Genomic DNA, 26,956 nt, shown 5'->3' with positions numbered 1-26,956 from the left:
GGCTCCGTTCTGTTTTGAGATGAATGCGTGGAGAAGCGGACCGGATTCGTTGCGAGCGGCCGCCTGAGCGGATGAATCCGCCGCTCAAACACCGCAAAGCCCCGACACCTCCCGCTGGCGCGTCCGGTTCGGGGCTTCAACCGCGTAGGACCTGAGGATGCAGTTCTGCAACAGCCGGATTCGCGTCGTCCAAGGAAGTTCTCAACGCGAACCGGCAACCAGGGACACGCGCCGACCCCGCCTCCGCACCGAACGGCTCCCCCTCCCCCGCTTGCGGGGCGAGGGGGCTGGGGGGAGGGGGGCGCCCGCCGCCGCGCCGAACCCTCCAAAATACACGGCACTGGGGTGTGCTCCCTCTCCCACATCCGTTCGTGGGAGAGGGTCGTCGTGCGCAGCACGCGGGGTGAGGGCATCACTCTCCGGCGCACACCAACTCTCCCCTCGCCGGAACCCCTACCCCCACCGCCCCAGCGCCTGCCCCAGCCGCACCGCATCCCCCGGCTTCAGCCCCGGATCCAGCGTCACGTGGCCGGGCTCGAACACGAGGACGACCGTCGATCCCAGGTGAAACGTCATGATCTCGTCGCCGCGCCGCACGGGGACGGCGGGCTCGTAGCGGCGCGCGGCGGACTGCAGGCCCCGGCGGTTGGTGACCCACGCGCTCGCCCCGGCCGGCGCGTTCCACTCGCGGTCGAACGCCGCGCTGATCCGGCCCACGTTGTACGCGCCGACGGCAACGACGGCCACGCGACCCGCCTCGCCGTCGATGTGGCACATCAGCCGCTCGTTGCGCGCGAACAGGTCCGGCATGTGCGCCACCGCCGCCGCGTTCACCGGCAGCAGCGCGCCGGGCACGTGCCGCGCCTCGCGGATCTCGCCCCCCAGCGGGGCATGGATGCGGTGATAGTCCCTGGGCGACAGGTACAGCGTGATGAACGCGCCGCCTTCGTACCGGGCCGCGGCGGCCGGGTCTTCCAGCAGCTGGGCGACGTCGTACAGCCGGCCCTTGGCCTGGATCAGCCGCCCCTCGCGGATCACGCCCAGCTGCCCCACCGCCCCGTCCACCGGCGACGCGAGAGCGGACGCATCCACCGGCCACGTGCGCGCACCTGCCGCGAGCTGGCGGGTAAAGAAGCGGTTGAGCGTGGGATACGCCTCCAGCGGCAGCTCCGCCTCGCTCGCGTCCGCGCCCACCGCGCGGGCGAACGCCCCCAGGACGGCGTTGCGCATTCCCGGCGGAATGTGTGCGTCCGCCAGCCGGCCGAAGCCGCGGCTCAGGGCGCCCTGCGGCAGGCGGCGCAGCAGCGAAAGCGCGGCGCGCCACTGCAGCGGGGGAAGGTCCGGTTGATGATCGGAACGGTGCATGCTCCGGGGGAGTGCAGGCCGCGCGCCGCGGGCAGGCGCATCCGTGGGCCGGGTGTTAGATTGGCGCGTCCCGCGACGCGGGGCAACGTGCGATCAAGGACCGCAAAATCAAGAACGGCATAGCGTTGAGCACATCCATCTCATCCAGCATCCGAATCCCCAGCACCACGCGCGTGCTGGGCAACGGGCTTCGCGTGGTGGCGCACCAGGACAGCGGCGCCCCCATCGTCACCGTCCACCTGATGTTCCGCGCCGGCTCGCGCGACGAGCGCCCGGGCCGCACGGGACTGGCGCACCTGTTGGAGCACCTGTTCTTCGAGGGCTCGCAGCACGCCCCCAAGGGGCATTTTGACGACGTTCTGGAACGGGTGGGCGGCACCAACAACGGCACCACCTGGCTGGACCGCACCAACTACTACGAAACGGTCCCCACCCACGCGGTGGAAGTGCCGCTCTGGCTGGAAAGGGACCGCCTGGGCTTCTTTCTTCCCATCCTCACCGGCGAAGTGCTGGAGCTGCAGCGCGGCGTGGTGATGAACGAGCGCCGGCAGGTGTACGAAAACCGCCCGTACGGCATGGCCGACGAGCGCCTGCACGAACTGCTCTTTCCCGACGCGCATCCGTACTCGTGGCCCACCATCGGCTACATGCGCGACCTGGAGCAGATTACGCTGGATGACGCGCGCGAATTCTACCAGACGTACTACACCCCCGGCAACGCGGTGCTCGTCTTTGCCGGCGACATCGCCCCGGAGCGCGCGTTCGAGCTGGCGGAAAAGTACCTGGGCGACCTGCCCGCCGGCCCCGTGCTGGAAACGCAGCCCGCTCCGCCGCTTCCCGCCTCGCCCGGCGGCGTGCGCGAGGAGATGGAGGACGACGTCAGCTTTCCCCGCGTCCACCAGGCGTTCGCCGTTCCCGGCTACGGCACGCCGGACTGGATCGCGCTGGACGTGCTCGCCTATCTGCTGGCGGATGGAGACAGTTCCCGCCTGCAGCGCGCACTGGTCCGCGACGGGAGGCTGGCGCAGGACATCGACAGCTACCTGTACCCGACGGCGCTCTGCGGCCTGTTCGGGATCGTGGGCACCGCGCGGTCGGAGATCGAACCCCAGGCGCTGGAGCAGGCCGTACGCCAGGTGCTGGACGACGTGATCCGCGACGGCGTGACGGAGGCGGAGGTCACGGGCGCCATCCGCCGCGTGCGCCGCGACCTGGTTTCCGAACTGGCCACGATGGAGGAGCGCGCGGACACCCTCGCCTATGCCGCCACCGTGCTGGGCGACGCGGATGCGATCCACGGCGTGCTGGACGGCTACGCCAACGTGACCGCGGCGGACGTGCAGCGCGTCGCCGCGACGTATCTGTCGCCCGACCGCGCCGCCACGCTGGTCGTCATCCCCGGCGAGGAAGAAGAAGACGAGGAGGTGCGCGATGCAGCCTGAAACGATCCCCTTCTTCCCCGCCCCGGTTCCCGGACAACCGCCGCGCCCCCGCGTGCCGCGCCCGGAACGGTGGACCATGGACAACGGGCTGCACGTGGTGGCCGCTCCCCGCGCCACGGTGCCGCAGGTGGTCATCCGCCTCGCGCTCCCCGCGGGCAGCGCGGGCGATCCCGCGGAGCATCCCGGGACGGCGTCGCTCGTCGGCCACCTGCTGACGGAGGGGACGACGACGTATTCGGCGGATGAGTTGGCCGAGCGGCTGGACGGGCTGGGTGCGGCCGTCAGCGCCAGCGTGGGCCACGACTACGCCGAGGTGGAAGCCGTCTTTCTGACGGAAACGCTGGCGGAAGGCATCACCCTGCTGGCGGACGTCCTTCTGCGCCCGTCGTTTCCGGAGCGCGAGGTGGAGCGGGTGCGCGCGGAGTCGCTGGACGCCATCGTCGGGCGCGAGGACGAGCCGGCCAACGTGGCGGAAGACCGCGCGGCGCTGGAGGTGTTCGGCGCGGACCACCCGTACGGGCTTCCCGCGTTCGGCACGGCGGCGGGGATCGCGGGCGTGCCGCGCGAGGTGCTGGCGGACTTTCACGAGCGGTTCTACCGGCCCACGGGCGCGTTCCTGGTCGCGTCGGGCGACTTTGACACGGCGGAGCTGAAGCGCCTGCTGGACGAGGCGTTCGGCGCGTGGAGCGGGGCGCCGCCCGCCATCACGTACCCCGCGGGAACGGAGCTCCCCCCGCGCGCCGGCAAGCTGGTGCTGGTGCCGTGGGACGACGCGGCGCAGTCCGAGATCCGCATCGTGGGCGTGGGGCTGGACCGCCGTTCGCCGGACTGGTTCGCGGCCTCCGTGGCCAACTACGTCCTGGGCGGCTCCACCATCACCGGCCGCCTGGGCGCCAACCTGCGCGAGGACAAGGGGTGGACGTACGGCGCCCGCTCGTCCTTTCAGCCCGGCGTGGTCACCGGCGGGTGGTCCGCCGAAACCGCGGTGGACGTGGGGGTTACGGCGGATGCGCTGCGCGAAATGATCGGCGAGATGAGGCGGATGACGGAGGGGCTGGTGCCCGACGCGGAGATTCGCCGCGCCAAGGACGCCATGATCCTGTCGCTCCCCCGCCTGTTCGAAACGCCCAGCGGCGTGGCGGGCCGCTTTGTGACGCTGGAGGCGTACGGACTGCCGGACGACTACTGGGAAACGTACGCGGACCGCGTGGAGGCGGTGACGGCGGAAGACGTGCTGCGCGTGGCGGAGCGCTTCTTTGCGCCGGAGCGGACGGTGCGCGTGGTGGTGGGCGGGATGGCGGAAGAGGGATGAACGAAAGACGCCCGGCCCCGTTCGCGGGGGCCGGGCGTCTGCTTCACGGGATGGAGCGCGGACTAGAAGAGCGTGTCGTTGCGCTCGGGGCGCCACACCGCGTCATCGTCCGCTTCTTCGTGCGGGCCGGCCGCGTGGGCCAGCGCCGGGACCGGCGCATTGGACCCGGCGCGCATCACGCCTTCCCATCCGCAGGCCGTGCACCAGCGGCGGCCGAAGAAGCGGCGCGCGGCCAGGAGCATGCGCGTGCGCAGCAGAATGGTTTCACCTCCGCACCGGGGGCAGTCGCGCCCGGCGGGGAGCAGCGCCACCAGCAGTGCCAGCGGGGCGAGCAGCATCACCACCCAGAGCGCGGTCATGAACATCCACATCGGGTCCTCCAGTATCCCTCGGGCGCGGAGCCGTGCCTTCTTGCGCCGGCCCCCGCCGACGCGCTCTGGCAGGTGGTCAGGCAACCCCCGTGCCGTTCCGGCGGCATCCATCCGCCCGCTCCGGGAACCGTGGATCGGCGCGGCGGACGGGGGGTTCCGCCGTGTGACAGATGGCTTCATGAGCACCATCTGTTTCCACCGCGGCCGGCGGACGGGCGGATGATCGTCCCGGTCGATTCCGCCGCGCCGGAGCCGGAAATCCTGGCGCGCGCGGCGGAGGTGCTGCGGCGCGGCGGGCTGGTCGCGTTCCCGACGGAAACCGTGTACGGGCTCGGCGCGCACGCGATGGACCCGGCCGCGGTGGCGGGGATCTACGCGGCCAAGGGGCGCCCCGGCTACAACCCGCTCATCGTGCACACGGCGGACGCGGAGGGAGCGCGGGCGCTGGCCGCGGCGTGGCCGCAGGCGGCGGCGCGGCTGGCGGAGGCGTTCTGGCCCGGGCCGCTGACGCTCGTCGTTCCCAAGCGCGCGGGCGTGCCGGACGCGGTGACGGCGGGGCTGCCCAGCGTGGCCCTTCGCGTGCCAGCGCATCCCGTGGCGCACGCGCTGCTGCGCACGGCCGGGCTCCCCGTCGCCGCGCCGAGCGCAAACCGTTCCACGGAGGTGTCGCCGACCACCGCGCGGCACGTGGAGCGCGGGCTGGGCGATCGCGTGGATCTGATTCTGGACGGCGGCCCCTGCCCGGTCGGCATCGAATCGACCGTGGTCAGCCTGGTGTCCGCCGTGCCGACGCTGCTGCGCCCGGGGAGCGTTTCGGTGGATGAACTGCGCCGCGTGGTGGGCGAGGTCGCGCTCCCGGCGGCGGAGCCGGGGGGCGAGGCTGCGCGCCCCTCGCCGGGGATGATGGACCGCCACTACGCCCCGCGCGCGCCGCTGCGCATGCTGCCGCGCGACGGCCGCGCGGAGGCCCTGCGCCGCGCCGCGGAGGCGGGTGGACGGGTGGGCGCGCTCCTGCTGGCCCCGGTGGACGACGCGCGCCTCGGGCCGGTGATCCGCATGCCTGCCGATCCCGCGGGATACGCGGCGCGCCTGTACGCCGCGCTGCATGAGATGGATGAGGCGGGCGTGGACGCGATCCTGGTCGATCCGGTTCCGGACGGCGGCGCGTGGGCGGGGATCCGCGACAGGCTGCGGCGCGCGGTGACGGGGTGATGGATGAGCGGTGATGTCGGCATCTGTACGGATAGCGGACTGGCCCGACGACTACATCCGTTCGTGCTGCGGAGGGTGGCGCGGCGGACGGCTGGGGCCCTCACCCCGCGTGCTGCGCACGACGACCCTCTCCCACGAACGGATGTGGGAGAGGGAGCATACGGCAGATTCGTCTGCATCCCGAACGCGGTTGAAGCCCCGAACGGCGCGCGAATAGCGCCGTGTCGGGGGTTCCCGCTGTTTGAGCGGCGGATTCATTCGCTCAACGGATTTCGCGCACGCACCGGTCTTCGCACCACGCACCGAACTCTCCACCGTCGGCGCGGCGGATTCATTCGCTCAACGAGATCCGTTCACGCGACCCCTCTTCGCTCCACGCACTGGATTTTCCGCCGAGCCCCAACCCTCCCCCGGTCTTTTTCGGGGGAGGGTGGGCCGGTGGTGCCGGCCCGGGTGGGGGCCCCCCGCGGTCTCCGCCCCTTCGCACCGATCCTCATCTACCGACTGCACATGCCCGTCATCAACGCGTACCCCGCCGGCTCGTTCTGCTGGCTCGACATGGGCGCCAACGACCTCGCCGTCGCGGAGCGCTTCTACACGGCGCTGTTCGGCTGGACCACGGACCGCACCCAGTTCGGCCCCGACGAGGGCGACGTCTATCTGCGGATGAAACTGCACGGGCGCGCCGCGGCCGCCATCTACCCGCTCGATCCGGGGCAGAAGATGGAGCGCGTGCCCTCCGCCTGGCTCAGCTACCTGGCCGTGGACGACGCCGAAGCCGCCGCCGCGCGTGCTGTTGAACTCGGCGCCACGCTGCTGGCGGAGCCCTTCGACGTCATGGACGAGGGGCGGATGGTGCTGCTGACCGATCCCTCTCACGCCACCGTCGCGCTGTGGGAGGCAAAGGAGCACCGCGGCGCCGAGGTGCGCGACGAGCCCGGCGCGGCCACGTGGACCGAGCTCGCCACGCGCGATCTGGCCAAGGCGGAGCGCTTCTACACCGGCCTGCTGGGATGGACCGCGGACACGTTCACCCGCGGCCCCGTGCCCTACACCCTGTTTCTTCGCGATGGCGAGCCGGTGGCGGGAATGCTGCGGCTCGCGCAGTCGATGGACGGCATTCCGCCGCACTGGATGCCGTTCTTTGCCGTCACCGACGTGGAAGGCGATCTGCGGCGCGCGGAGGAGATGGGCGCCGTCCGCCTGGTGGGGCCGGAGCCGCTGGCGGGCGTCGGCCGGTTCGCGACGATGCAGGATCCGCAGGGCGCCGCGTTCTCCATCCTCCAGCGCACCTCCCGCTGACCGTCCATCCAGTTTCGCCGTCGGCCGACATGCGCCGCGTGACGGACGACGGGCTCGATGTTGGCGGCTTCCGGGCTGATCGATCCAGCATCCGATCAACCTGAACGGCCGATGCCAGCCCGAGTTCGCGCGGAAGGTGGCGGGGAGGGGAGTTGGGTCGGTTTACCCATCCCGCGCGGGGCGGCGGAATGGCATCATCATGGGCCGGCACCCTCGCGTGGGGAGCCGGCCCATCCAGCTGAAACGCGTGTCCGTAGCAGTGTCCGGGCAGGAGAAACCGAGGCTGGCCCCGGCGGGCGGGGGACGCTAAACTGCCGCCGCCACGGCCGCCGGATTCCGCGACTTGCCGTGACTTTCACATCCGAAGCAGATCCCGTCATGCAATCCTGGAACAGCTTCAAGAGAATCGCCGTCCGCGCCACGTTGGCGCTCGCGCTGGGCGCGGCCGTGACGGATTCCGCCACCGCCCAGATCGGCGGACGCATTCGCGGCGCGGTGGGCCGCGTGGCCGGCGGGCGGCTGAGCCTAGACCAGCTCGTGGGCGGCAGCCAGCCCATCAGCACCTCGCTGCCGGACGCGCGCTGGGCGGTGGACTCGCTGGACAACTTCACCCCGCGCGAGGCCAAGCGCAGCATGCTGCAGCTTCAGCGCACGCCCAACGGCGGGTTCGTGCTGCAGCCCGGCTACTGGGAGATGCACGACCAGAGCTACTGCCTGCACGCGGGGACGCACGGCCCCGGCGGCGGCGACGGCTACCTGTACGCGCCGCCCAAGGGCTCGGCCGACGACGCGGTGATGAGCATTGTCCGCAACTCGGTGCAGCATCCGGAGATCGAGCAGCACGACATTCAGACGCTGCTGTGGGCCATCGTCGCGCGCGCCAAGTTCGAGGACCTGTCCACGGAGCACAAGGCGGTGGCGAGCCGTCTGCTTACGCCGCGCCAGATCGCCTCGCTGAACCGCAGCGCGCTGGACCTGGTGCCTGGCGACCAGATGGGCGCGCTGCTGGACCGCGTTCCGGGCCCGGTGCGGCAGGTGGTGCAGGCCGAATCGCAGCTGCGCACCCTGCTGGCGGACCCCACGGCCAGCTTTCAGCAGCTGGAAGCCGCGGCGGTGCTGACAGGCGCGGTGGGCATGGGCCCGGGCAGCCGCGCGGTGCCCAGCGGCCGCTGGTCGCTGCACCCGGACGGCTACTACGTGCGCTACCTGCCGCAGGGCTACACGAACACGATCGTGCAGATCTGGGTGCCGCAGGGCAGCCCGGCGGTGGGCAAGGAGTACGATCCCGCGGCGCACATCGCAGTGCCCGGCAACACGGCGCGCCAGCGCCTGATCCAGTCGGGGCGCGTGTACGGCAACCACTGATTCGGGTTTCTGTCGATGGACGAGAGCGGGCCGGCGAGCACATCGCCGGCCCGTTCGCGTTTTCCGTCATCCGCTGAACTGCCGTTTCACACGGAGGTCACGGAGGATGCACGGAGGACACGGAGGAAGAAACAGAAGAACCTCACACAGAGCAGCAGAGGAGCAGAGGAAAAGAACGGACAACATCAACAATGATTCGTCTGTTCTCTGCTTCTCCGCTGCTCTGTGTGATGCCTTGCTGTTGCTGTTCCTCCGTGTCCTCCGTGCCCCTCCGTGACCTCCTGTGAAACGGCAGTTCATACAGACGGAGCACGCGCCGGACTTGTGCGGAGCGGCACGAAATGGCAGGATCAACTCCTGCGCGGGGCCACTCGCGCGCACCCCAACCCCGGACTCCCCGATGGATCGTCGCTCGTTCGTGCTGCAGAGCGCGCACGCCGCGCTGTTCGCTGGCATTCTGCCCTCGCTGGAAAGGCTCGCCGCGCAGGCCGGGCCCGCCTCGCCGTTCACCGAACTGCGCGACCGCTACTTCGTTCGCGTGCTGCGCTACAACCCCGTTACCGCCACCTACCTGGGCGGCGACGCGTACAGCCCGCAGCTGGCCGACATCAACGGAAAGCTGCGCGACTACCGCCCCGAGGCGCTCGCCGCCGAGCTCGCCTTCTACCGCGAGGCCAAGGCCGCGCGCGACGCCATCCGCCCCGAGTCGCTCACGCCGGAAGAGCGCATCGACCACGCGGTGCTGGGCGCGCAGCTGGACTTCATCATCCACCAGCTCCAAGACCTGCGCTACCACGAGCGCGCGGTGGACACGTACGTCGCCGAGCCATTCCGCGGCGTGGACTGGCAGATCCAGCAGATGACAGACGCCGGCAACGGCCTGCTGGGCACGCGCGACGAGTGGATGCGCGTGCTGGAGCGGCTGAACGCCGTTCCCGGCTACCTGCAGGCCGCGGGCGCCAACCTGCGCGCGGGGCTGGCGAGCGGAAACCGGCCGGACTGGCGCATGGTGCAGCGCGACGGAATCGCCGGAAGCCGCAGCAACGCCGAATACTTTCAGGACACGCTCCCGGAGCTGGCGGAAAAGGCGCTGGGCGACCGGCCGTTCGCCGGCGAGATGACGGTGCAGATCCGCGCCGGCGCCGGCACCGCGGCCAAGGCGTACTCGGACTTCGCCGACGCGCTGCAGGCGATGTATCCGGCGGATGACCGGCAGGACCGCTTTGCCATCGGCGAGCGCGAGTACGAGTGGCGGCTGCGCAACAACCTGCGCGAAACCCGCTCCGCCGCCGAGTTGTTCGCGTACGGCAGGGCGCAGACGGAAACGTACCAGAACCGCATCTACGAAGTCGCGCAGCAGGTGGCGCGAGACGCGAACCTGCCCATCCGCTTCGGGACGCGGGACGAAAAGAACGCCGGCGTCCGCGCCGTCATGGAGCACCTGGCCAGCGACTCGCCGCGCAACGACGACGAGCTGCTGCAGTGGTACGTGGAGGCCGGCCGCCGCGCCGTGCAGTACGGCCGCGACCACCAGCTGTTCGACGTCCCCGCGGACTACCGGCTGGACGTGTATCCCACGCCGCCCGTGCTGCGCAGCACCATCGACGCGGCGTACTACCCCGCCCCGCCCTTCAAGACCTCCGGCGTGGGCCGCTTCTACCTGACGCCCACCGGCAACGACGCCGCGGCGCTCCGGCTCAACAACCGCGCGTCCGTGGCGGATACGGCGATTCACGAAGGCTTTCCCGGCCACGATTGGCACTTCAAGTACCTGACGCAGAACGCCCAGAGCATCAGCAACATCCGCTGGCTCACCCCCGGCGCGGTGGAGGATTCGTCCGCCATGTGGGAGGATTCCATGGCCACGGAGGGATGGGGCCTGTACGCCGAGGAGCTGATGGCCGAGGCGGCGCCCGACCGGCCGTACGGGTTCTACACGCCGGGCGAGTACCTGTACGAGCTGCAGGGCCAGCTGATGCGCGCCGTGCGCATCGTGGTGGACGTGGGCATCCACACCGGGCGCATGACGTTCGACGAGGCGGTGGACTACTTTACCGCCAACTTCAACTTCTACCCCGGCGCCTGCGCGGCCGCGGAGTCCAACGCCGACGCGCGCGCCGTGTGCGAAGGCGCACAGCGGGCCATGTACCGCTACAGCAAGTGGCCCACCCAGGCCATCACCTACAACCTGGGCAAGAACGCCATCCTGCAGCTGCGCGACGCCTACCGGCAGGCGCGCGGGTCCGCGTACTCCGCCAAGGAGTTCCACGAGCGGTTGATGCGGATGGGCACCATTCCCGCCACGTACTTCCGCGACTACTTCCTCAGCCAGGCGTAGGCTTTCCGCTTGGGGGATGAACGAAAGCGGGCCCGGATCGATGGATCCGGGCCCGCTTTCGTTTCGGGAGACGAGTCGCAGCCGGACGGCGATGACCCTGGTCTGCTGATCGCCATCCCTCATCCTTTCCGGGCACGGATGCTGCCCGGTGCCGCGCGATCATCGTCCCCGCCTGCAAGGAGAAGCGCATGGCCGTCCGCGTCCGTTCCGCCGGGTGCATGTTCAGCATCGTGGCGTCCATCGTCCTCACCATCGTGCTCAACGTGCTGTTGCGCGCCTGCTCGTCCGGCTACTGAGACGTCGGTAGGGATGATCGCCGTCCCGGAGCGTCCCACGCGCTGTCATTCCGGGGAGCGTCCGCCGCGCGCTTCGGAGGCCGGCTGCGGTCTTCGACGGGCCGACTTCGCGCCGCGCGCCAGAGTGTCCGCCCCAGTCCGCGAAGGCGGACTTCGCGCCGTTGTTGCCGCGACTTCAGTCGCCCCCGCAACTGCCCACGCAACGCCGTTCAGCCGGCGAGCGGGGCGATGATGTCGCGCACGGACGCCAGCGACGCCTCCGGCTGAAACCGGACGGGGTCGATCATCGCCTGCACCGCGCAGCCGTGAATCCAGCTCACCGCCACCGTGGCGATGTGCTCCGCGGTGCCCTCGGCGAACGCGCCCGGCTCCGCGAGCAGAAGCGCGCGCGCGGCCTCCCGGAACTCCGACCGGTAGCGGTCCAGCTCCGCGCCCACCCGCGCGCGGATCGCCTCGTCCCGCCCGCCCAGCGCCCAGTACTCGTAGAACAGGCGCGTGCGCAGCGGCTGCTCGGCAAAGCGCGCCACCTCCTGGTCCAGCAGCCGGTGAAAGCGGTCCAGCGCGCCGGGCACGGCCAGAACCTCGCCGCCGGCGCGCAGGGGCGGCGTGGTCTCGATCAGCCACTCCAGCAGCGCGTGCACCAGCCGCTCCTTACGCCCGAAGTGGAACAGGACCAGCCCGTGGCTGAGCCCCGCCTGCCCCGCCACCGCGCGGATGGTAAGCCCGCCCAGCCCGTCGCGCGAAGCCACCTCAAAGGCGGCGCCCAGAATCTGCTCCCGCCGCACGTCCTCCGAAGCGCGTTCCCCCGGCATCCCGTCTTCCTCCGCGTGTGGGCGGCGCCCGTTTCCCCGCCGCGCGTCCTTATTGACCTTTTGTTCAATATAGGGTAACTTGTATTTGCCAGTTGGTCAACAACTCTCTTCTTCTTCCTTCCCCCGCTGCGACGGACGCACCTGACACGGCACCCGCCGGCCCAGAGCCGCCCGGTGCCGCGCAGGACCGCTTCCGCCACTCCGCCGGGCTGGATCGCTCCTGACGGGGCAAGCCGGAACCGTACGTACACGGGCGACCCGTCGCGGCCATTTTGCCGCGGAGCCGCCCGCGCGGACCGGAGTTCATCCACCTGACCGTGAGGCGTTGGAATGGTTCACCCCGCAGAAAAACGCGTCCAGCCCTCCACCCGCGGCCCCCGCTTTCAGGAACTGGAATCGTACGCGCAGGACATCGTGGAAACGGTGCGCGAGCCGCTGCTGATTCTGGATACCACCCTGCGCGTCCGCAGCGCCAACCGCGCGTTCTACCAGACGTTTCACGTCAGCGCCGACCAGACGGAAGACCGGCTGATCTACGAGTTGGGCAACGGCCAGTGGGACATTCCCAACCTCCGCACGCTGCTGGACGAGGTGATGCGCACCAGCTCGGTCTTCAACGACTTCGAGCTGGAGCACACTTTTCCCACCATCGGCACGCGGGTGATGCTGCTGAACGCGCGCAAGCTGCGGCCGGGCAGCCACGCCGAACTGCTCGTCCTGGCGATGGAAGACGTCACCGAGCGCCGCCGCGCCGAAGCCGAGCTCAAGGCGATCGAGACGTACGCGCAGGACATCGTCGACACCGTCCGCGAGCCGCTGATCATCCTGGACCCCGACCTGCGCGTCCACAGCGCCAACGGAGCCTTCTACCAGACGTTTCGCGTCTCCAAGGATGAAACCGAAGACCGGCTCATCTACGAGCTGGGCAACGGCCAGTGGAACATCCCCGACCTTCGCACGCTGCTGGACGAGGTGATGCAGACCAGCTCCGTCTTCAACGACTTCGAGCTGGAGCACACCTTTCCCACCATCGGCACGCGGGTGATGCTGCTGAACGCGCGCAAGCTGCGCCCGGGCAGCCACGCCGAGCTGATCGTGCTCGCCATGGAGGATGTGACGGAGCGGCGCCAGGCGGAAGCGGACCTCGCCGCGATCGAGACGTACGCGCAGGACATCGTCGACACCGTCCGCGAGCCGCTCATCATTCTGGACCCCGACCTGCGCGTCCACAGCGCCAACGGGGCCTTCTACCAGACCTTTCACGTCTCCAAGGACGAAACCGAAGACCGGCTCATCTACGAGCTGGGCAACGGCCAGTGGGACATTCCCGTCCTTCGCACGCTGCTGGACGAGGTGATGCGCACCAGCTCCGTCTTCAACGACTTCGAGCTGGAGCATGATTTTCCCGCCATCGGCACGCGGGTGATGCTGCTGAACGCGCGCAAGCTGCGGCCGGGGAGCCACGCCGAGCTGGTCGTGCTCGCCATGGAAGACGTCACCGAGCGCCGCCGGGCGGAAGCGGAACTCAAGGCGATCGAGACGTACGCGCAGGACATCGTGGATACGGTGCGCAAGCCGCTGCTGATCCTGGATCCCGAGCTGCGCGTGCACAGCGCCAACCGCTCCTTCTACCAGACTTTTGAAGTGTCGGCCGAGGAAACGGAGAACCGGCTGGTCTACGAGCTGGGGAACGGCCAGTGGGACATCCCCGCCCTGCGGACGCTGCTGGAGGAGATCATTCCCGCCAGCACCGTCTTCAACGACTTCGAGCTGGAGCACGACTTTCCCACCATCGGCCGCCGCGTCATGCTGCTGAACGCGCGGCGTCTGCAGGCCGGCCACCACGGCGAACTGTTCCTCCTTGCCCTGGAAGACGTCACGGAGCGGCGCCGGGCGGAGGAAGAAGTGGCGCGCGCCCGCGAGGCGGCGGAAACCGCCAACCGCACCAAGAGCCTGTTCCTGGCCAACATGAGCCACGAACTGCGCACCCCGCTCAACGCCATCCTGGGCTACAGCGAAATGCTGTACGAGGACGCGGTGGAGGAGGGGATGGGCAGCTTTGCGGCGGACCTGGAAAAGATCGGCACGGCGGGAAAGCACCTTCTGGCGCTGATCAACGACATCCTGGACCTGTCCAAGATCGAAGCCGGCAAGATGGAGCTGTTCCTGGAGGACTTCGACATCGCGGAGATGATGGCCGAGGTCACCGACACGCTGGCTCCGCTGGTGCAGACCAGCCGCAACCGGCTGCACGTGGTGTCCACGCCGGACCTGGGCGACATGCACGCCGACCAGGTCAAGGTTCGGCAGGCGCTGTTCAACCTGCTGTCCAACGCGGTCAAGTTCACCGAGGACGGCGAGATCCGGGTGCACGCCGGGCGCGAGCACATGGACGGCCGCGAGTGGATCGTGTTCGGCATCACCGACACGGGGATCGGCATGAGCCCCGAGCAGATCGTGAAGCTGTTCAAGGACTTCACCCAGGCGGACGCCAGCACCACGCGCAGGTTCGGCGGCACCGGGCTGGGGCTGGCGCTTACCCGCCGCTTCTGCCAGATGATGGGTGGCGACGTCACCGTCAGCAGCCAGGAGGGGGTGGGGAGCGTGTTCACCATCAAGCTCCCCGCCGTGGTCAGCGGCCCGGACCCGGACCCGGCGGACGCCATCTCTCCCCTGCTGGCGGCCGTCATCTCCGGCACGGCGGACCACATGGCGCCCGGCTCCAACTGCGTGCTGGTGATTGACGACGACCCCATGCAGCGCGACCTGATGCAGCGCTTTCTGAGCCGCGAGGGGTTCCGCGTGCTGGTGGCCAGCGACGGGGCCGAGGGGCTGCGCCTGGCGCGGGAGATGAGGCCCGTGGCCATCACCCTGGACGTGATGATGCCGGGGATGGACGGCTGGAGCGTGCTGGCCGCGCTCAAGGCCGACCCCGATCTCAGCACGATTCCCGTGGTGATGCTGACGATGGTGGACGATCCGCAGCGCGGCACCCGGCTGGGCGCGTCGGAGTTCGCCACCAAGCCGGTGGACCGCGGCCGCCTGTCGCGCATTCTGCGCCGCTACACCTGCGGCGACGGGCCCTGCGCGGTGCTGGTGGTGGACAACGACGCCAACGCCCGCGGCGTGGTGCGGGCGCTGCTGCAGGCGGAGGGGTGGAGCGTGAGCGAGGCCGGCAACGGGCGCGCGGCGCTGGAGATGATGGCGCGCGAGGTGCCGCGGCTCATCATCCTGGACCTGATGATGCCGGAAATGGACGGCTTCGCGTTCACCGACGAGGTGCGCCGCCATCCTGAGTGGAACACCATCCCCATGGTGGTCATCACCTCGCACGACCTCAGCCGCGCCGAGCGCCACCGGCTCAACGGCAACGTGCAGGTGCTGCTCCGCAAGCCGGGCGAGGCGCCCGAAAGGCTGCTGCACCGCGTGCGCGAACTCATTGGCGAACACGGCGTGGCGCGTCCCATGATTCTCAGAAAGGGGGGAGAGAGGCGCGCGCTTCCCGCGTGAGCCCCTCGCACTGCCATGACCAAGATTCTGCTGGTGGAAGACAACGAGATGAACCGCGACATGCTGTCGCGGCGGCTGGAGCGCAAGGGCTACCAGGTCCTGCTGGCGACCGACGGCCAGAACGGGATCGACATGGCCCGCGAGCACGCGCCGGACGTGGTGCTGATGGACATGAGCCTTCCCGTGGTGGACGGATGGGAGGCCACGCGCCAGCTCAAGGCGGCGGACGACACGCGCCACCTGCCGGTGATTGCGCTGACGGCGCACGCCATGTCCAGCGACCGCGCCAAGGCGATGCAGGCCGGGTGCGACGACTACGACACCAAGCCGGTGGAAATGACGCGCCTGGTGGCCAAGATCGAGGCGCAGATCGCCCGCGCCGCGGCGGCCGGAGCGGAGCCGTGAGCGGGGCGGACGGCGCGGAGCCGGTTCGGCATCCCCTTCCCTCGCGCTTGATCCACGACCTGCGCACCCCGCTGGCGCAGATCATCGGCTACTCGGAGATGCTGGCCGAGCAGGCCGAGGACGCGGGCGACGGGCGCATCGTTCCGGACCTGCACAAGGTGACGGCCGCGGGGCGCCGCATGCTGGCGCTGATCGAGGACAGCTTCGCCGGCTTCTCCACCGGCGCGGCGGACGACGAGCCCCCCGCGGCGGGCGCGGACGCGGGGCCGGGCGTGCGCGGCGGCATCTCGCTGGCCGAGTTCATCCTGGCCAACCGCGAGCCCATCCTGGCGGAGTGGGAGGCGTTCGCGCGCACCTGCGGCCCGGCCGCGGCCTCCATGGACATCGAGGGGCTGCGCGACCACGCCAACGAGATGCTGACGGTCATCGCCAAGGACCTGCAGACGCCGCAGACGGCAGACGCGCAGTCCGACAAGGCGCAGGGGGCCGCGCCGGTGGTGGAGGACGCGGCCGCCACCGCCGCGGAGGAGCACGGGGCGGACCGGGCGGAAAGCGGCTTTACGGTGGAGCAGATGATTTCCGAATACCGGGCGCTGCGGGCGAGCGTCATCCGCCTGTGGACCCGCGCGCGCGGGGCGCTGCTGGCCAGCGACCTGGAGGACCTGACGCGCTTCAACGAGGCGATCGATCAGTCGCTGGCGGAGTCCATCACCCGCTACAGCGACGACCTGGCCCGCTCGCGCGAGATGTTTCTGGCCATTCTGGGGCACGACCTGCGGACACCGCTGGGCGCCGTGCTGACCTCTGCGCGCTTCATGCTGGAGTCGCAGGAGCTGCCGGAGCCCAGCCGGGCGCTGGCGGGGACGATCGCGAACAGCAGCAACCGCATGGTGCAGATGGTGGGGGCGCTGCTGGACCTTACGCGCACCCGGCTGGGCGGCGGCATTCCCATCGTGGCCGAGCCGATGGACATGGGGCACGCCGCCCGCGACGTGGTGAACGAGATTTCCGCCGCGCACCCGCTGCGCTCCGTGGTGCTGGAGGCGGAGGGCGACCTGGAGGGCGACTGGGACTGCGCGCGCATCAGCCAGGCGCTCAGCAACCTGCTGGGGAACGCGCTGGAGCACGGCTCGCGGGACACGCCGGTTACGCTGCGCATCCGCGGGGACGCGCGCGAGGTCACCGCGTCCGTCCACAACCAGGGGCCGCCCATTTCGCGCGACCGCATGGCCAGCCTGTTCGATCCCATGAAGGGCGGCGGCGGGCCGGGGCGCACGGGCGCGTCGGCCAACCTGGGGCTGGGGCTGTACATCGCCGACCGCATCGTGCGGGCGCACGCGGGCACCATTCGCGTGGATTCGTCAGAGGGCGCGGGGACCACCTTCGCCGTGCACCTGCCGCGGTGAGTTTCGCCTGGTTTCGTGCATGAACTGCCGTTTCACACGGAGTACAGGGAGGATGCACGGAGGACGCGGAGGAACGGCAACGGAAATTGATCACGCAGAGCAGCAGAGGAGCAGAGGAAAAGCACGGACAACATCAACAATGATTTATCTGTTCTCTGCTCCTCTGCTGCTCTGCGTGAGACCTGTTGTCGCTTTTCCTCCGTGACCCCCGTGCATCCTCAGTGACCTCCGTGTGAAACGGCAGTAGAAACCGCCGCCCGGGCAGATGCCGGGCGGCGGTTGAGGTATCCGCGGATGCCGATTCAGTCCTCGTCCGATTCTTCGTCGTCCTCGTCCGCGCCGTCGTCGTACAGGTTTTCCTGCACGGCGATGGTGAACTCGCCCGCGGCGCCGGACGGCCGCTCCAGCAGCAGACGGATGAACTCCGGCAGCGGAAGCTCCTCCGGCTCGTCCCCGTCCACGCTGACGTGGAACGAGCGCTGAAATTCCGGCGGCGTGGCGTCGTACACGCGCTGCACCATTTCCACCACCGCGCCGTCCACGTCCGCCAGACGATGCACGACCTCGCTCTTGGCCTCCGCGAAGCGCGCGGCGGCCTCTTCGGCGGCGCCCAGCGCGGAGCCGACGGGGTCCTCGGGATCAGTTGGTGGACGCTTCGCGGATGCCATGCGGTGGCGAAATGCATGCGGCACGCCAGCGCGGGAAGCAAGGGAATAGGGAATAGGGAATGGGGAATAGGGATTGAAGGGGCGGAACGGGCGGGCGGCCCCCACCCGGGCCGGCACACCGGCCCAATCCTCCCCCGCGAGAGCGGATGAATCCGCCGCTCAAACTTCGCAAAGCCCCGACCCCGGCCGCTGGCGCGTCCGGTTCGGGGCTTCAACTGCACTCTGGAATCCGCACGATTCTGGGGTGTGCTCCCTCTCCCACATCTGTTCGTGGGAGAGGGTCGTCGTGCGCAGCACGCGGGGTGAGGGCGTCACTCTCGGCGCGCACGAGAGGCTGCAGCACAGACGGAAATCGGGGCCCCGGATCCCTCCGGCGCCCCGACTCATCCTCTATCAGCCATCATCCAATCCGCCAACCCTCCATCCTGCCGACGGATGCCCAGCGGACGATCAGCCAGTCATCACCAGCCGACGGGCTTGCCCTGGTTCTGCCGGTCCAGCCATTCCTTGAGCGGCGCAAAGTACTCCAGCATCGCGCCCGCATCCATCGTGCGCTCGCCGGTGGCCAGGTAAAGCGTTTCCTGCCACGGACGGCTCTGCCCCGCCTCCAGCATGGCCTGCAGCTTCGCGCCCGCCGCCTTGCTGCCGTAGAACGAGCAGCGGTGCAGCGGCCCGGTGTACCCCGCCTCGCGGCACAGCGAGCGGTAGAACTGGAACTGGAGCACCCGCGCCAGGAAGTAGCGCATGTACGGCGTGTTGGCCGGAATGTGGTACTTGGCGCCCGGGTCAAAGTCCGCCTCCGAACGCGCCACCGGCGCCGCGATCCCCTGGTAGCGGTTGCGAAGCTCCCACCACGCCGCGTTGTAGTTGGCCGGCGTGATCTCGCCGCTGAACACGCCCCAGCGCCACTTGTCCACCATCAGCCCGAACGGCAGGAACGCCACCTTGTCCATCGCCTGCCGCAGCAGCAGCGCCGTGTCCGCCGCCGCCGGGGGCACGCGGTTCAGCAGCCCCACCTGCCGCAGGTAGTCCGGCGTAATGCTCAGCGCCACCGCGTCGCCGATGGCCTCGTGAAAGCCGTCATTGGCGCCGTTGCGGAACAGCATCGGCTGCCCGCGATACGCGCGCTGGTAGAAGTTGTGCCCCAGTTCGTGGTGGATGGTGACGAAGTCCTCCGCCGTGGGCGTGATGCACATCTTGATGCGCACGTCCTGCTCGTCGTCGATGTCCCACGCGCTGGCGTGGCACACGACTTCGTGGTCCGCCGGCTGCACCAGCTGCGAGCGCTGCCAGAAGGTGGCCGGGAGCGAATCGAAGCCCATCGACGTAAAGAAGCGCTCGCCGAACCGCGTCATCTGCACCGCGTCCAGCTTCTTGGCCTCGATCAGCTCCGTCAGGTCGTACCCCGGGCCGGCGGCGTTCCTCGGCGCCACCAGCGGGTAGATGTTGCCCCACTCCTGCGCCCACACGTTGCCCAGCAGGTGCGCGGGGATCAGCCCGTTCGCCGGCACCACGTTCGGCCCGTACTGCTGCGCCAGCCGCTGGCGCACGTAGGCGTGCAGCGACACGTACAGCGGGCGCACCTGCTGCCACAGCCGCTCCACCTCGGCCGAAAACTCGTCGGCGGGCATGTCGTAGCCGGCGCGCCACATGGCCCCAGTGTCACGGTGGCCCAGCTCGGCCGCGCCCTTGTTGGAAAGCTCCACGAAGCGGGTGTAGCGCGGCCGCATGGGCGCGCCCACGGCGTTCCATCCCCGCCACACGTCGCGCAGTTCGGCCTCGTTGCGGCTGGTGGCCATGATGCGCGCCACGGCGCCGATGTCCAGGCACTCGCCGCCCGTACGGCAGTACTGCCCGCGGCCATAGTCGGCCCCCATGCTGGCCTGCAGGCGCGAAAGCTCGGCCGCCTCTTCCGGATTGCCCGGAGGCGGCGCCACCAGCGCCAGCTTGAGCAGGTTCAGCTTGCGGCGCTGGTCGGCGGGCAGGGCCACGTCGTCGAAGCGGCGGGCCGCCAGCGCGCGGACCTGCACGGCGACGGCCAGGTTCTTCTGCGCCTCGGCCGACATGGCTTCGGTGTCCACCGTAATGAAGGTGGCGGCGGTCCAGCCGGCCTGGTTGGCGAGCAGGGACAGCCCGCGAAGCTCGGCCTCGGTCTGCGCGATGAACTCGGCGGCCTCGCCCGGGGTGGCGGCGGCGGCGGCGGTGCCGGTGGAGGCCGGCTGCGGCGCGGGGGCCGGCGCCGGGGTGCGCGGCGGGGCGCATGCGGCCGCGGCCGCCATCGCCAGCACGCCCAGTCCCGCGGACAGGATACGTTGCATTCCGTTGGGTCCTGAAGATGTTCCGGAACAGGATGGTTGAACGAGGCCATACAGTGCGGCGGCGGACCGCGATGCACAAGTCCCCGCGTTCCACCGCGCGGTCAGCCGGTGGAGGAAGCGGGTGGAAGACGCGCCGCCATCCGCCCCGCTACAGCCCCCACGCGGCGGAGAGCGCCGGAAGCAGGGCCTCCATGAAGAGGTCCACCCGCCGGCGCACCTCGGGCGCATCTTCCGGAACGGTGCTGGTGCCGATGCTGTTCACCATCACGCGGACGTAGCGCGGACCGGAGACGAAGAAGTACCACGCCTCATACCGCTGCTGCGGCCCGCGCTGCAGCCTGGCCGCCACGACGTGCGCCGGAACAGTACGCAATCCCAGCGACGCGCTGTACGCGCTGTCCAGCACGACCTGGAACCGCGGGATGCCGCCCGGTGTGGTTTCCGGCAGCCGCTTGAACCCCTCGACCCCGCGGTTGATGATGAACGCCGCGCTGCCGGCCGTTTCCACCTGGGTGGGAGAAGCCTGCACAGCCACATCAATGTACAGGTTCACTCCATCCACATACCGGTACTGCGTTCCCTGCTGGGGATTTGTGAAGATGCTGGTCTCGCTCAGGCGCAGGCCGGCCAGCGTGGCGGGCACCGCCGGGGCACTGATGGTGGCGCCCGAGGCCGTCGGCGAGGCCGGCTGGGCCGCGAGCGGAACGGCGGGCGCGAGCATGAGCAGGCCGGCAAGAAGGCAGCGCATCGAACCCCGATGTTTGTGGAGGAAAGGAGTGCCCACCCAGGTATTCGGGTTGATGAACAGCGGCCCGACTCCCTGAAGAACCCGCAGGAATTGGATGGAAACGGACACAGGATAGGGCGGATCGATGCTCGCGCGCAACCGGGTGGATGCCGCTGCGAAAGCACCCTCCGGAACATGTTCCGGAGGGTGCTTTCTGCCATCAGATCCGGAAGGCGGAAAACCGCACATCCGGCGAATCGACAAACGGAGGGAGTGGGATTCGAACCCACGAGGTGTCGCCACCCGCCGGTTTTCAAGACCGGTGCATTCAACCGCTCTGCCATCCCTCCCCACTGATGCGCGGGAATTTCGCGCCAGAAGCCGTCTTCGTCAACAGATTCCTCATCCGCCACCACACGGACGATGACGGTCGCGACTTTCTCCACCCCGTGCAAACCGTTATCTTCCCGAAAGTCGGCGCCTCGGCGCCCGGGACGGCCACACGGCCTGCACTCTGATCCCAAGTCCCTCATGCATTTGCGGTTGCGCGCCCTGGGCGCGGCACTGGCTGCCGCCGCCCTGCACGTTCTGCCCCTCTCTGCCCAAACGCAGCCCGCCGCGGCTCCGTCACAGGCGCCCACGCCCGCCGCGCCGCCCCGCGGCCTAGCCCCGAGGCCCACGGGCCCCGCGACGCCGCCGCCCGTGGTGCGAAAGCCCAGCGTGGCGCCGGTGCTGTCCGTGCGCATCGATTCCGCCGTGGCCAGCGCGGGGCGCGCGCCGGAGCGGTGGGACCAGATCAGCGCGGCGACGGCGAATTCGGGCACGTACCGCCTTCCCGTGGGCCGCGGGCATTCCGGCCCGTCGGTGCTGCGCGTGCAGGTGCTGCTGAACCGCTCGCTCTTTTCCGCCGGGATGCTGGACGGCGTGTGGGGGCGCAACACGCAGAACGCGGTGCTCTGGTACCAGGGGCGCGAGGGGCTGGCGCGAACGGGGATCGTGGATTCCGCCACGTACGCGCGCCTGGTGCAGACGGCGGCGGATTCGGCGATGGTGACGGTGGAGGCGCACACGCTGACGGCGGATGACGTGCGAGGACCGTTCATTACCATCCCCACGGACATCTACGAGCACGCCAAGCTGCGCTGCTCGTGCTACGAGTCGCTTTCGGAGAAGTTGTCCGAGCAGTTCCAGACCGGCCGCAACCTGCTGCGCAAGCTGAACCCGGGGGTAAACCTGGACAGCGTGGCCGCGGGCGACACGCTCTTCGTGCCGGCCGTTCGCGCGGCGGATGCGCGCGCCGCGGGCGAGGTAGCGCAACTGGTGGTGTCGGGAACGGACAACTATGCGCAGGCGCTGGATGCCGGCGGCCGCATCCTCTACTACTTCGCGGCCACGCTGGGCGCCAGCTACGATCCCTCGCCGGATGGCGACTTCTACGTGATGTCCATCCACGACAACCCGTGGTGGAACTATCAGCCCAAGATCCTGGCGAGCGTGCCGGACGACCGGCCCAGCGCCATGATTCCGCCGGGACCCAACAGCTCCGTCGGGCGCACGTGGATGAGCCTGTCGGTGCCGCACTACGGGATTCACGGCACCAAGTCGCCGGAGACCATCGGCTATGCGCAGAGCGCCGGGTGCGTGCGGCTGACCAACTGGGACGCGGCCTTCCTGAGCCGGCGCATCACGCCCGGCACGCCCGTGGCCTTTCGCGACACGCGCGCCGGCAGCGGACCCGCCTCGCGCAACGCCGCCCCCGCGGTGCGCGACACCGTGCGTCCCGCCGCTCCGGCCACCCGCGACACCGTCCGCCGCCCCGCGCCGGCCGCGACTCCTGCGTCGGCGCCGCGCGACACCGCGCACCATCCCGCGGCCACCGCCCCTCGTCCGGTTACGCCCGCCGCCGCTCCGCGCGACACGATCCGCCGCGCGCCGCCCGCGGCTCCTGCATCGACGACCGCGCCGCGTCCTGCGAGCCCGGCCGCGCGCGACACCGTCCACCGTGCCCCGGCGGTGCCCTCGACCGCACCCCGTCCCGCGCAGGCGGCACCCGCGCCACGCGACACCACGCATCGCCCGGCACCCGCGCCGAGGGACACGGCACGCGCCCGCACGACGACGCGGCGCGGCTGATCGTCCGAGAGCGGCGGATCATCATCAACGAAAATGGAGGAGCCCCGGGACGTCCGGGGCTCCTTTTGTCTGTCCAACGATGGCGATCCGAGCCCAGCCTGCATCCGTGCGGTTTCCCCGCGACCTCCGCGGCCCCCGCGTCCTCCGCGTGAGGTCAGTTCATCAGCGCCAGCCGAAACTGAAACATCGCACCTGCGCCGAAGCTCATCGACCGAAACCCGTCCAACAGAAACCAGAGCGCACCGGACGCACGGCCCGAAACCTGCCCTGTCACGGCCGCGTGAAGCCGCCCGCATCCACGCCCGCGCGCGGTTTTTCAGGTCCCCGCAAAGACATGCCCAACATGAAGATGCAACGACGTTCGCTCGCCGTGCTCCTGGCGCTGGCCGTTTCCGCGTGCGGAGACGGCAACGACGCGGGCGCGGCCAAGCAGACCGCCGAGCCGGCGCAGCAGCCGGACCCCAATGCCGCGCAGAACGCCGCGCAGGTGGCCTGGGACCGGCGCGTGGCGCGGATGTCCGCCGAGGAACTGCAGCGCGCGCGGATGGACGAGTCGTGGATGGAAGTGGTTCAGCTGGATCCCATTCCGGGCGGCCGCAACGAGCGGCCCAATCCGGAAAAGTGGGAGCAGATCGCCATGCAGACCGTCAACAGCCTGCCGCAGCACGTGCCGCTGTACGGCGACGTGGGCGGCCCGTCGGTGCTGCGGACGCAGATTCTGCTGGACCGCGCACTGTTCTCGCCCGGCATCATGGACGGCAACTGGGGAAAGAATACCGCCGAGGCGCTGTACTGGTTTCAGAAGCGCGAAGGAATTCCCGCCACCGCGCGGCTGGATTCCCTCACCTTCGAACGGCTGAAGACGGCCGGCGGCAGCCCGACGGAACTGGTCGTGGCCCGCACGCTTTCCGCCGAAGACGTCGCGGGGCCCTTCACAAAGATCCCCGACGACATCTACGAGCACGCCAAGCTGGAATGCTCGTGCTACGAGACGCTGACCGAGAAGCTGAGCGAGCAGTTCCACATCACGCCTGATCTGCTGCAGAAGCTGAACCCGGGCGTGGCCGTCGACGGCCTGCGCCAGGGGCAGAAGCTGAACGTGCCCGCCGTGCGCAACGACGACGCCCAGGGCCGCGGCACCGTGGCCAAGCTGGTCGTTTCCGGCCGCGGCACGTACCTGCACGCCGAAGACGCCAGCGGAAAGATTCTCTATCACTTCCCGTCCACGCTGGGCGGCCAGTACTCGCCCTCGCCGCGCGGCGACTTCCGCGTGCGCACGGTGACGCAGGACCCGGCCTGGCACTACCAGCCCGACATCCTGGTGGGCGTGCCGGACAGCGAGGCCGACGCCATGATCCCCAAGGGCCCCAACGTGGCCGTGGGCAAGGTGTGGATGGCGCTCTCCGAGCCGCACTACGGCATTCACGGCACCGCCGAGCCGCAGACCATCGGCTACGCGTCGTCCAATGGCTGCGTGCGGCTGACCAACTGGGACGTGGAGTTCCTGAGCCGCCACGTGCGCCCCAACACGCCGGTGGAGTTCCGCGACATCAGCGGCCAGAAGCAGGCGGAAGACCCCGCCAACGCCGAAGCGGGCGCCTCGTCCGGCGCGGCCAAGGCGGCGGCCCCGGCGTCCGGCTCGCGCGCCGCGACCGGCGCGCGCGGCGGATCCACCCGCGCGGGCGCCGCGGCGGCGGACACGCCCGCCCGCCCCTCCACGCGGACGGGAAACACGACGCGCGGCGGCACCGGCGCTCGCGGCACGTCGTCGACGGGGAGCGGCGGATCCTCGTCCACCTCGGGCGCGGCCGGCGGAACGCGGGCGTCCACCTCCGGCGGCACGTCCGCGGAGCGTCCGAAGCAGGATGAGCACGCGGGCCACAATCCCCACTGATTCCGCCACGACCGGCACAAAACTCCGCCCTCCACCGCGCCCGGCGGCGGAGGGCGGACGCGTTTTGAGCGCGGGGGCACATCGATTGCTCGCTTGTACAGGTCTGGCGCGCCGCGCCGCCCCACTTCTTCATCAGCGGACCCGAACGCGAATGGCCCAGCAGCCGCGACCCGTGATCACCCCTCCGTCCCGCGCGCGCCGAACGGGAGAAGCCGCTTGACCACTCCCGGATTCGAGCGGCTGATGGTGGGCCGCACGCTGGCGGGCCGGTACGAGGTCCTGGAACTCATCGGCAGCGGCGGAATGAGCGTGGTGTTCCGCGGGCTGGACCACACGCTGGGCCGCGAAGTCGCCGTCAAGGTGGTGTCGCTGGCCCCCGCCTCCGACGAGATCCTGGCCACCCTGCGCGAGCGCTTCCGCCGCGAGGCCGCGAGCGCCGCGCGCATCCAGCACCCCAACGTGGTCGGCATCTTCGACTACGGAACGGACGCGGAGCTGGAGCTGGACTTCATCGTCATGGAGCTGCTGCGGGGGCGCGACCTCAAGGACGCGCTCGCGGGCGGGCCCCTGCCCCACCCCGAAGCCGTCCGCATTCTGATGGATGCGGCGCGCGGCGTGGCGGCCGGGCACCGCGCCGGCATTCTGCACCGCGACGTGAAGCCGGCCAACGTCTTTCTGGTGGGCGACCGCGACAACGTGGAGGCGGTGCGCATCCTGGACTTCGGGATCGCCAAGGCGCTGGAGGAAGATCCGGAGCAGCGCGCGCTGACCACCATCGGCCATCTGCCGCATTCGCCCGCGTACGCCGCGCCGGAGCAGCTGGACGCCAGCGCCGCCATCTCACCCGCGTCGGACGTGTACCAGCTGGGGCTGATCGGCTACGAGATGCTGGCCGGCCGCCGCGCGTACACGGAGGATGAGCGCGCGCGCATCCGCGGCGGCGCCGAGGTGCCGCTGCCGCGCACGGAGGCGTGGGCCACCGTCCCCGCCGGCATCTGCTCCGTCATCCACCGCGCGCTGCGTCCGAAGGCCAAGGAGCGCTACGCGGACGCCGCCGCTTTTGCCGAGGCGCTGGCCCAGGCGCAGGAGCACGACGCCACGGTGCTGAACGTGGCCCCGGTCGTGGTGGCGCCGGAAGCGGACACGACGCAGCTGGCGGAATCCGTCCCCGCGGTCGCGGCGGCGCCGGTACCCGTGACGGAGCCGGTGGCCGTGGTGGTGGATCCCGTCCCGGCTGCCTCCACGCCGCGGGTGCCGCCGCCGATCGCGCTGGAGCCGTCCATTTCCGGCGTCCCCGTGTCGCGGCCGGGCACCGCGTTCAACGTGCGGAAGTCGCCGGCGGTGTGGATCCTTCCGGTGCTCCTGCTGCTGGCCGTGGTCGTCTGGGCCGCGCGCCGCGGCGGAGGCGATCCGGAATCCGCCATCGCGACGACGGCACCGGCGGAGGCGGATACGGGGCGGCTGGCGCAGATGGACGGGGACTTTCTGAAGCTGGAGGGGCAGGCCGCGGCCGCCGCGCCCGCCACTCCCGCGCCCTCCGTTCCCGGCGCCGATCCGGCGACGACGGGCGGCGTGTCGCCCGCGATCGCGGTGCCCGCCGCCACGGTGCCGACCGGCGCGGACGTGCTGGCCCGCGCCAAGGTGGAGATCGAGGCCGGGGTGCGCGACCTGAACCAGGCGTGGGTGGATGGCGAGCTGCAGCGCCACGTGAGCCACTACGCCAGCCGGGTGGACTACTACAACTCGCGCCGGCTCCCGCGCGCGAGCGTGCTCCGCGACCGCCGGCGCGACCTGCGCAAGTACGAGCAGCGGCAGATTACCCTGCGCGGGGTCCAGGTGCAGTTCGTGGAGCCGGACCGTGCGCGGGTGCTGGTGGACAAGGAGTGGGTGTTCGGCGGGGACTCGGGGGTGCGGCAGGGGCGCGGCACGCAGGAGTACGTGATGAAGCGGGACGAGGATGACGGGAAGTGGTACGTCGTCTCCGAGCAGCTCCTGACCACCAACGAAGCACGCGTCCCGGCGTCGCGGTAAGGAACGCGGGACGACGGCAGGGCGGGACGACAGGAAGGCGGGCGAGGAG

18 protein-coding genes and 1 tRNA gene are annotated in these 26,956 nt (G+C 70.4%); 12 read left to right on the top strand and 7 right to left on the bottom strand.

Translation table 11 applies throughout. From position 1 onward, the window contains the following. Positions 1-453 precede the first annotated feature (453 nt). Complete coding sequence (asd, locus tag HNQ61_RS03835) at positions 454-1,365, bottom strand: archaetidylserine decarboxylase (RefSeq protein WP_170038136.1); 912 nt, start codon at positions 1,363-1,365, stop codon at positions 454-456. 125 nt (positions 1,366-1,490) lie between these two features. Between asd and HNQ61_RS03830 the strand changes: the two genes are divergently transcribed. Both HNQ61_RS03830 and HNQ61_RS03825 read left to right on the top strand, forming a co-directional pair. Then, positions 1,491-2,807 (top strand): M16 family metallopeptidase, encoded by a 1,317-nt coding sequence (locus HNQ61_RS03830; RefSeq protein WP_170038138.1) that lies wholly within the window; start codon positions 1,491-1,493, stop codon positions 2,805-2,807. Beyond that, the gene (locus tag HNQ61_RS03825; protein WP_170038139.1) at positions 2,797-4,119 is read left to right on the top strand and encodes a M16 family metallopeptidase; all 1,323 of its coding nucleotides are present in this window, start codon (positions 2,797-2,799) and stop codon (positions 4,117-4,119) included. Before HNQ61_RS03830 ends, HNQ61_RS03825 begins: the two co-directional genes overlap by 11 nt. Positions 4,120-4,181: 62 nt before the next feature. Here the strand turns inward: HNQ61_RS03825 and HNQ61_RS03820 are convergent, their stop codons facing one another. Further along, a complete protein-coding gene (locus HNQ61_RS03820; RefSeq protein ID WP_170038140.1) occupies positions 4,182-4,490 on the bottom strand; it encodes a hypothetical protein in 309 nt (102 codons plus the stop codon). A gap of 219 nt (positions 4,491-4,709) precedes the next feature. On the opposite strand from HNQ61_RS03820, the gene HNQ61_RS03815 reads away from it, so the two are divergent. From HNQ61_RS03815 to HNQ61_RS03800, 4 genes are all read left to right on the top strand, one after another. Next, entirely contained in the window at positions 4,710-5,702 is a 993-nt protein-coding gene (locus tag HNQ61_RS03815) for an L-threonylcarbamoyladenylate synthase (RefSeq protein WP_170038141.1), read from the top strand. Between the two features lie 510 nt (positions 5,703-6,212). Continuing rightward, on the top strand, positions 6,213-7,004 hold the full coding sequence (locus HNQ61_RS03810) for a VOC family protein (protein WP_170038142.1): 792 nt from the start codon (positions 6,213-6,215) through the stop codon (positions 7,002-7,004). A gap of 378 nt (positions 7,005-7,382) precedes the next feature. Continuing rightward, the gene (locus tag HNQ61_RS03805; RefSeq protein ID WP_170038143.1) at positions 7,383-8,369 is read left to right on the top strand and encodes a hypothetical protein; all 987 of its coding nucleotides are present in this window, start codon (positions 7,383-7,385) and stop codon (positions 8,367-8,369) included. A gap of 400 nt (positions 8,370-8,769) precedes the next feature. Beyond that, positions 8,770-10,707: a DUF885 domain-containing protein gene (locus tag HNQ61_RS03800; RefSeq protein WP_170038144.1), complete on the top strand. Its 1,938-nt coding sequence runs from the start codon at positions 8,770-8,772 to the stop codon at positions 10,705-10,707. A 505-nt stretch (positions 10,708-11,212) separates the two neighbouring features. Here the strand turns inward: HNQ61_RS03800 and HNQ61_RS03795 are convergent. Then, complete coding sequence (locus HNQ61_RS03795; RefSeq protein ID WP_170038145.1) at positions 11,213-11,815, bottom strand: TetR/AcrR family transcriptional regulator; 603 nt, start codon at positions 11,813-11,815, stop codon at positions 11,213-11,215. Positions 11,816-12,145: 330 nt separating this feature from the next. Here HNQ61_RS03795 and HNQ61_RS03790 point away from each other — a divergent pair, with 330 nt between their 5' ends. Genes HNQ61_RS03790 through HNQ61_RS03780 form a run of 3 tightly spaced genes read left to right on the top strand, consistent with a single transcriptional unit; the run spans position 12,146 to position 17,136 of the window. Continuing rightward, on the top strand, positions 12,146-15,325 hold the full coding sequence (locus HNQ61_RS03790; protein ID WP_170038146.1) for a response regulator: 3,180 nt from the start codon (positions 12,146-12,148) through the stop codon (positions 15,323-15,325). Between the two features lie 15 nt (positions 15,326-15,340). Continuing rightward, positions 15,341-15,730 (top strand): response regulator, encoded by a 390-nt coding sequence (locus tag HNQ61_RS03785; protein WP_170038147.1) that lies wholly within the window; start codon positions 15,341-15,343, stop codon positions 15,728-15,730. Continuing rightward, complete coding sequence (locus HNQ61_RS03780) at positions 15,727-17,136, top strand: histidine kinase dimerization/phospho-acceptor domain-containing protein (RefSeq protein WP_170038148.1); 1,410 nt, start codon at positions 15,727-15,729, stop codon at positions 17,134-17,136. Before HNQ61_RS03785 ends, HNQ61_RS03780 begins: the two co-directional genes overlap by 4 nt. Positions 17,137-17,438: 302 nt before the next feature. On the opposite strand, the gene HNQ61_RS03775 is transcribed toward HNQ61_RS03780, so the two are convergent. From HNQ61_RS03775 to HNQ61_RS03760, 4 genes are all read right to left on the bottom strand, one after another. Then, a complete protein-coding gene (locus HNQ61_RS03775; RefSeq protein WP_170038150.1) occupies positions 17,439-17,804 on the bottom strand; it encodes a hypothetical protein in 366 nt (121 codons plus the stop codon). A 461-nt stretch (positions 17,805-18,265) separates the two neighbouring features. Next, positions 18,266-20,122 (bottom strand): M2 family metallopeptidase, encoded by a 1,857-nt coding sequence (locus tag HNQ61_RS03770; RefSeq protein ID WP_170038152.1) that lies wholly within the window; start codon positions 20,120-20,122, stop codon positions 18,266-18,268. A 148-nt stretch (positions 20,123-20,270) separates the two neighbouring features. After that, positions 20,271-20,870 (bottom strand): hypothetical protein, encoded by a 600-nt coding sequence (locus tag HNQ61_RS03765; RefSeq protein WP_170038154.1) that lies wholly within the window; start codon positions 20,868-20,870, stop codon positions 20,271-20,273. A gap of 244 nt (positions 20,871-21,114) precedes the next feature. Beyond that, positions 21,115-21,199, bottom strand: a tRNA-Ser gene (locus HNQ61_RS03760). A gap of 355 nt (positions 21,200-21,554) precedes the next feature. Here HNQ61_RS03760 and HNQ61_RS03755 point away from each other — a divergent pair. The 3 genes from HNQ61_RS03755 (at position 21,555) to HNQ61_RS03745 (ending at position 26,907) form a co-directional block, all read left to right on the top strand. Then, the gene (locus HNQ61_RS03755; protein ID WP_170038156.1) at positions 21,555-22,982 is read left to right on the top strand and encodes a L,D-transpeptidase family protein; all 1,428 of its coding nucleotides are present in this window, start codon (positions 21,555-21,557) and stop codon (positions 22,980-22,982) included. Positions 22,983-23,325: 343 nt separating this feature from the next. Next, positions 23,326-24,876, top strand: a complete 1,551-nt coding sequence (locus HNQ61_RS03750; protein WP_170038158.1) for a L,D-transpeptidase family protein — start codon at positions 23,326-23,328, stop codon at positions 24,874-24,876. A 216-nt stretch (positions 24,877-25,092) separates the two neighbouring features. Next, positions 25,093-26,907 (top strand): serine/threonine-protein kinase, encoded by a 1,815-nt coding sequence (locus HNQ61_RS03745; RefSeq protein WP_170038160.1) that lies wholly within the window; start codon positions 25,093-25,095, stop codon positions 26,905-26,907. Positions 26,908-26,956: the final 49 nt, after the last annotated feature.

It is taken from the genome of Longimicrobium terrae (genome assembly GCF_014202995.1).
In the GTDB taxonomy this organism is placed as follows: domain Bacteria; phylum Gemmatimonadota; class Gemmatimonadetes; order Longimicrobiales; family Longimicrobiaceae; genus Longimicrobium; species Longimicrobium terrae.
Note: the sequence above shows the minus strand (reverse complement) of the source record. Positions and strands in the feature narration are given on the sequence as shown.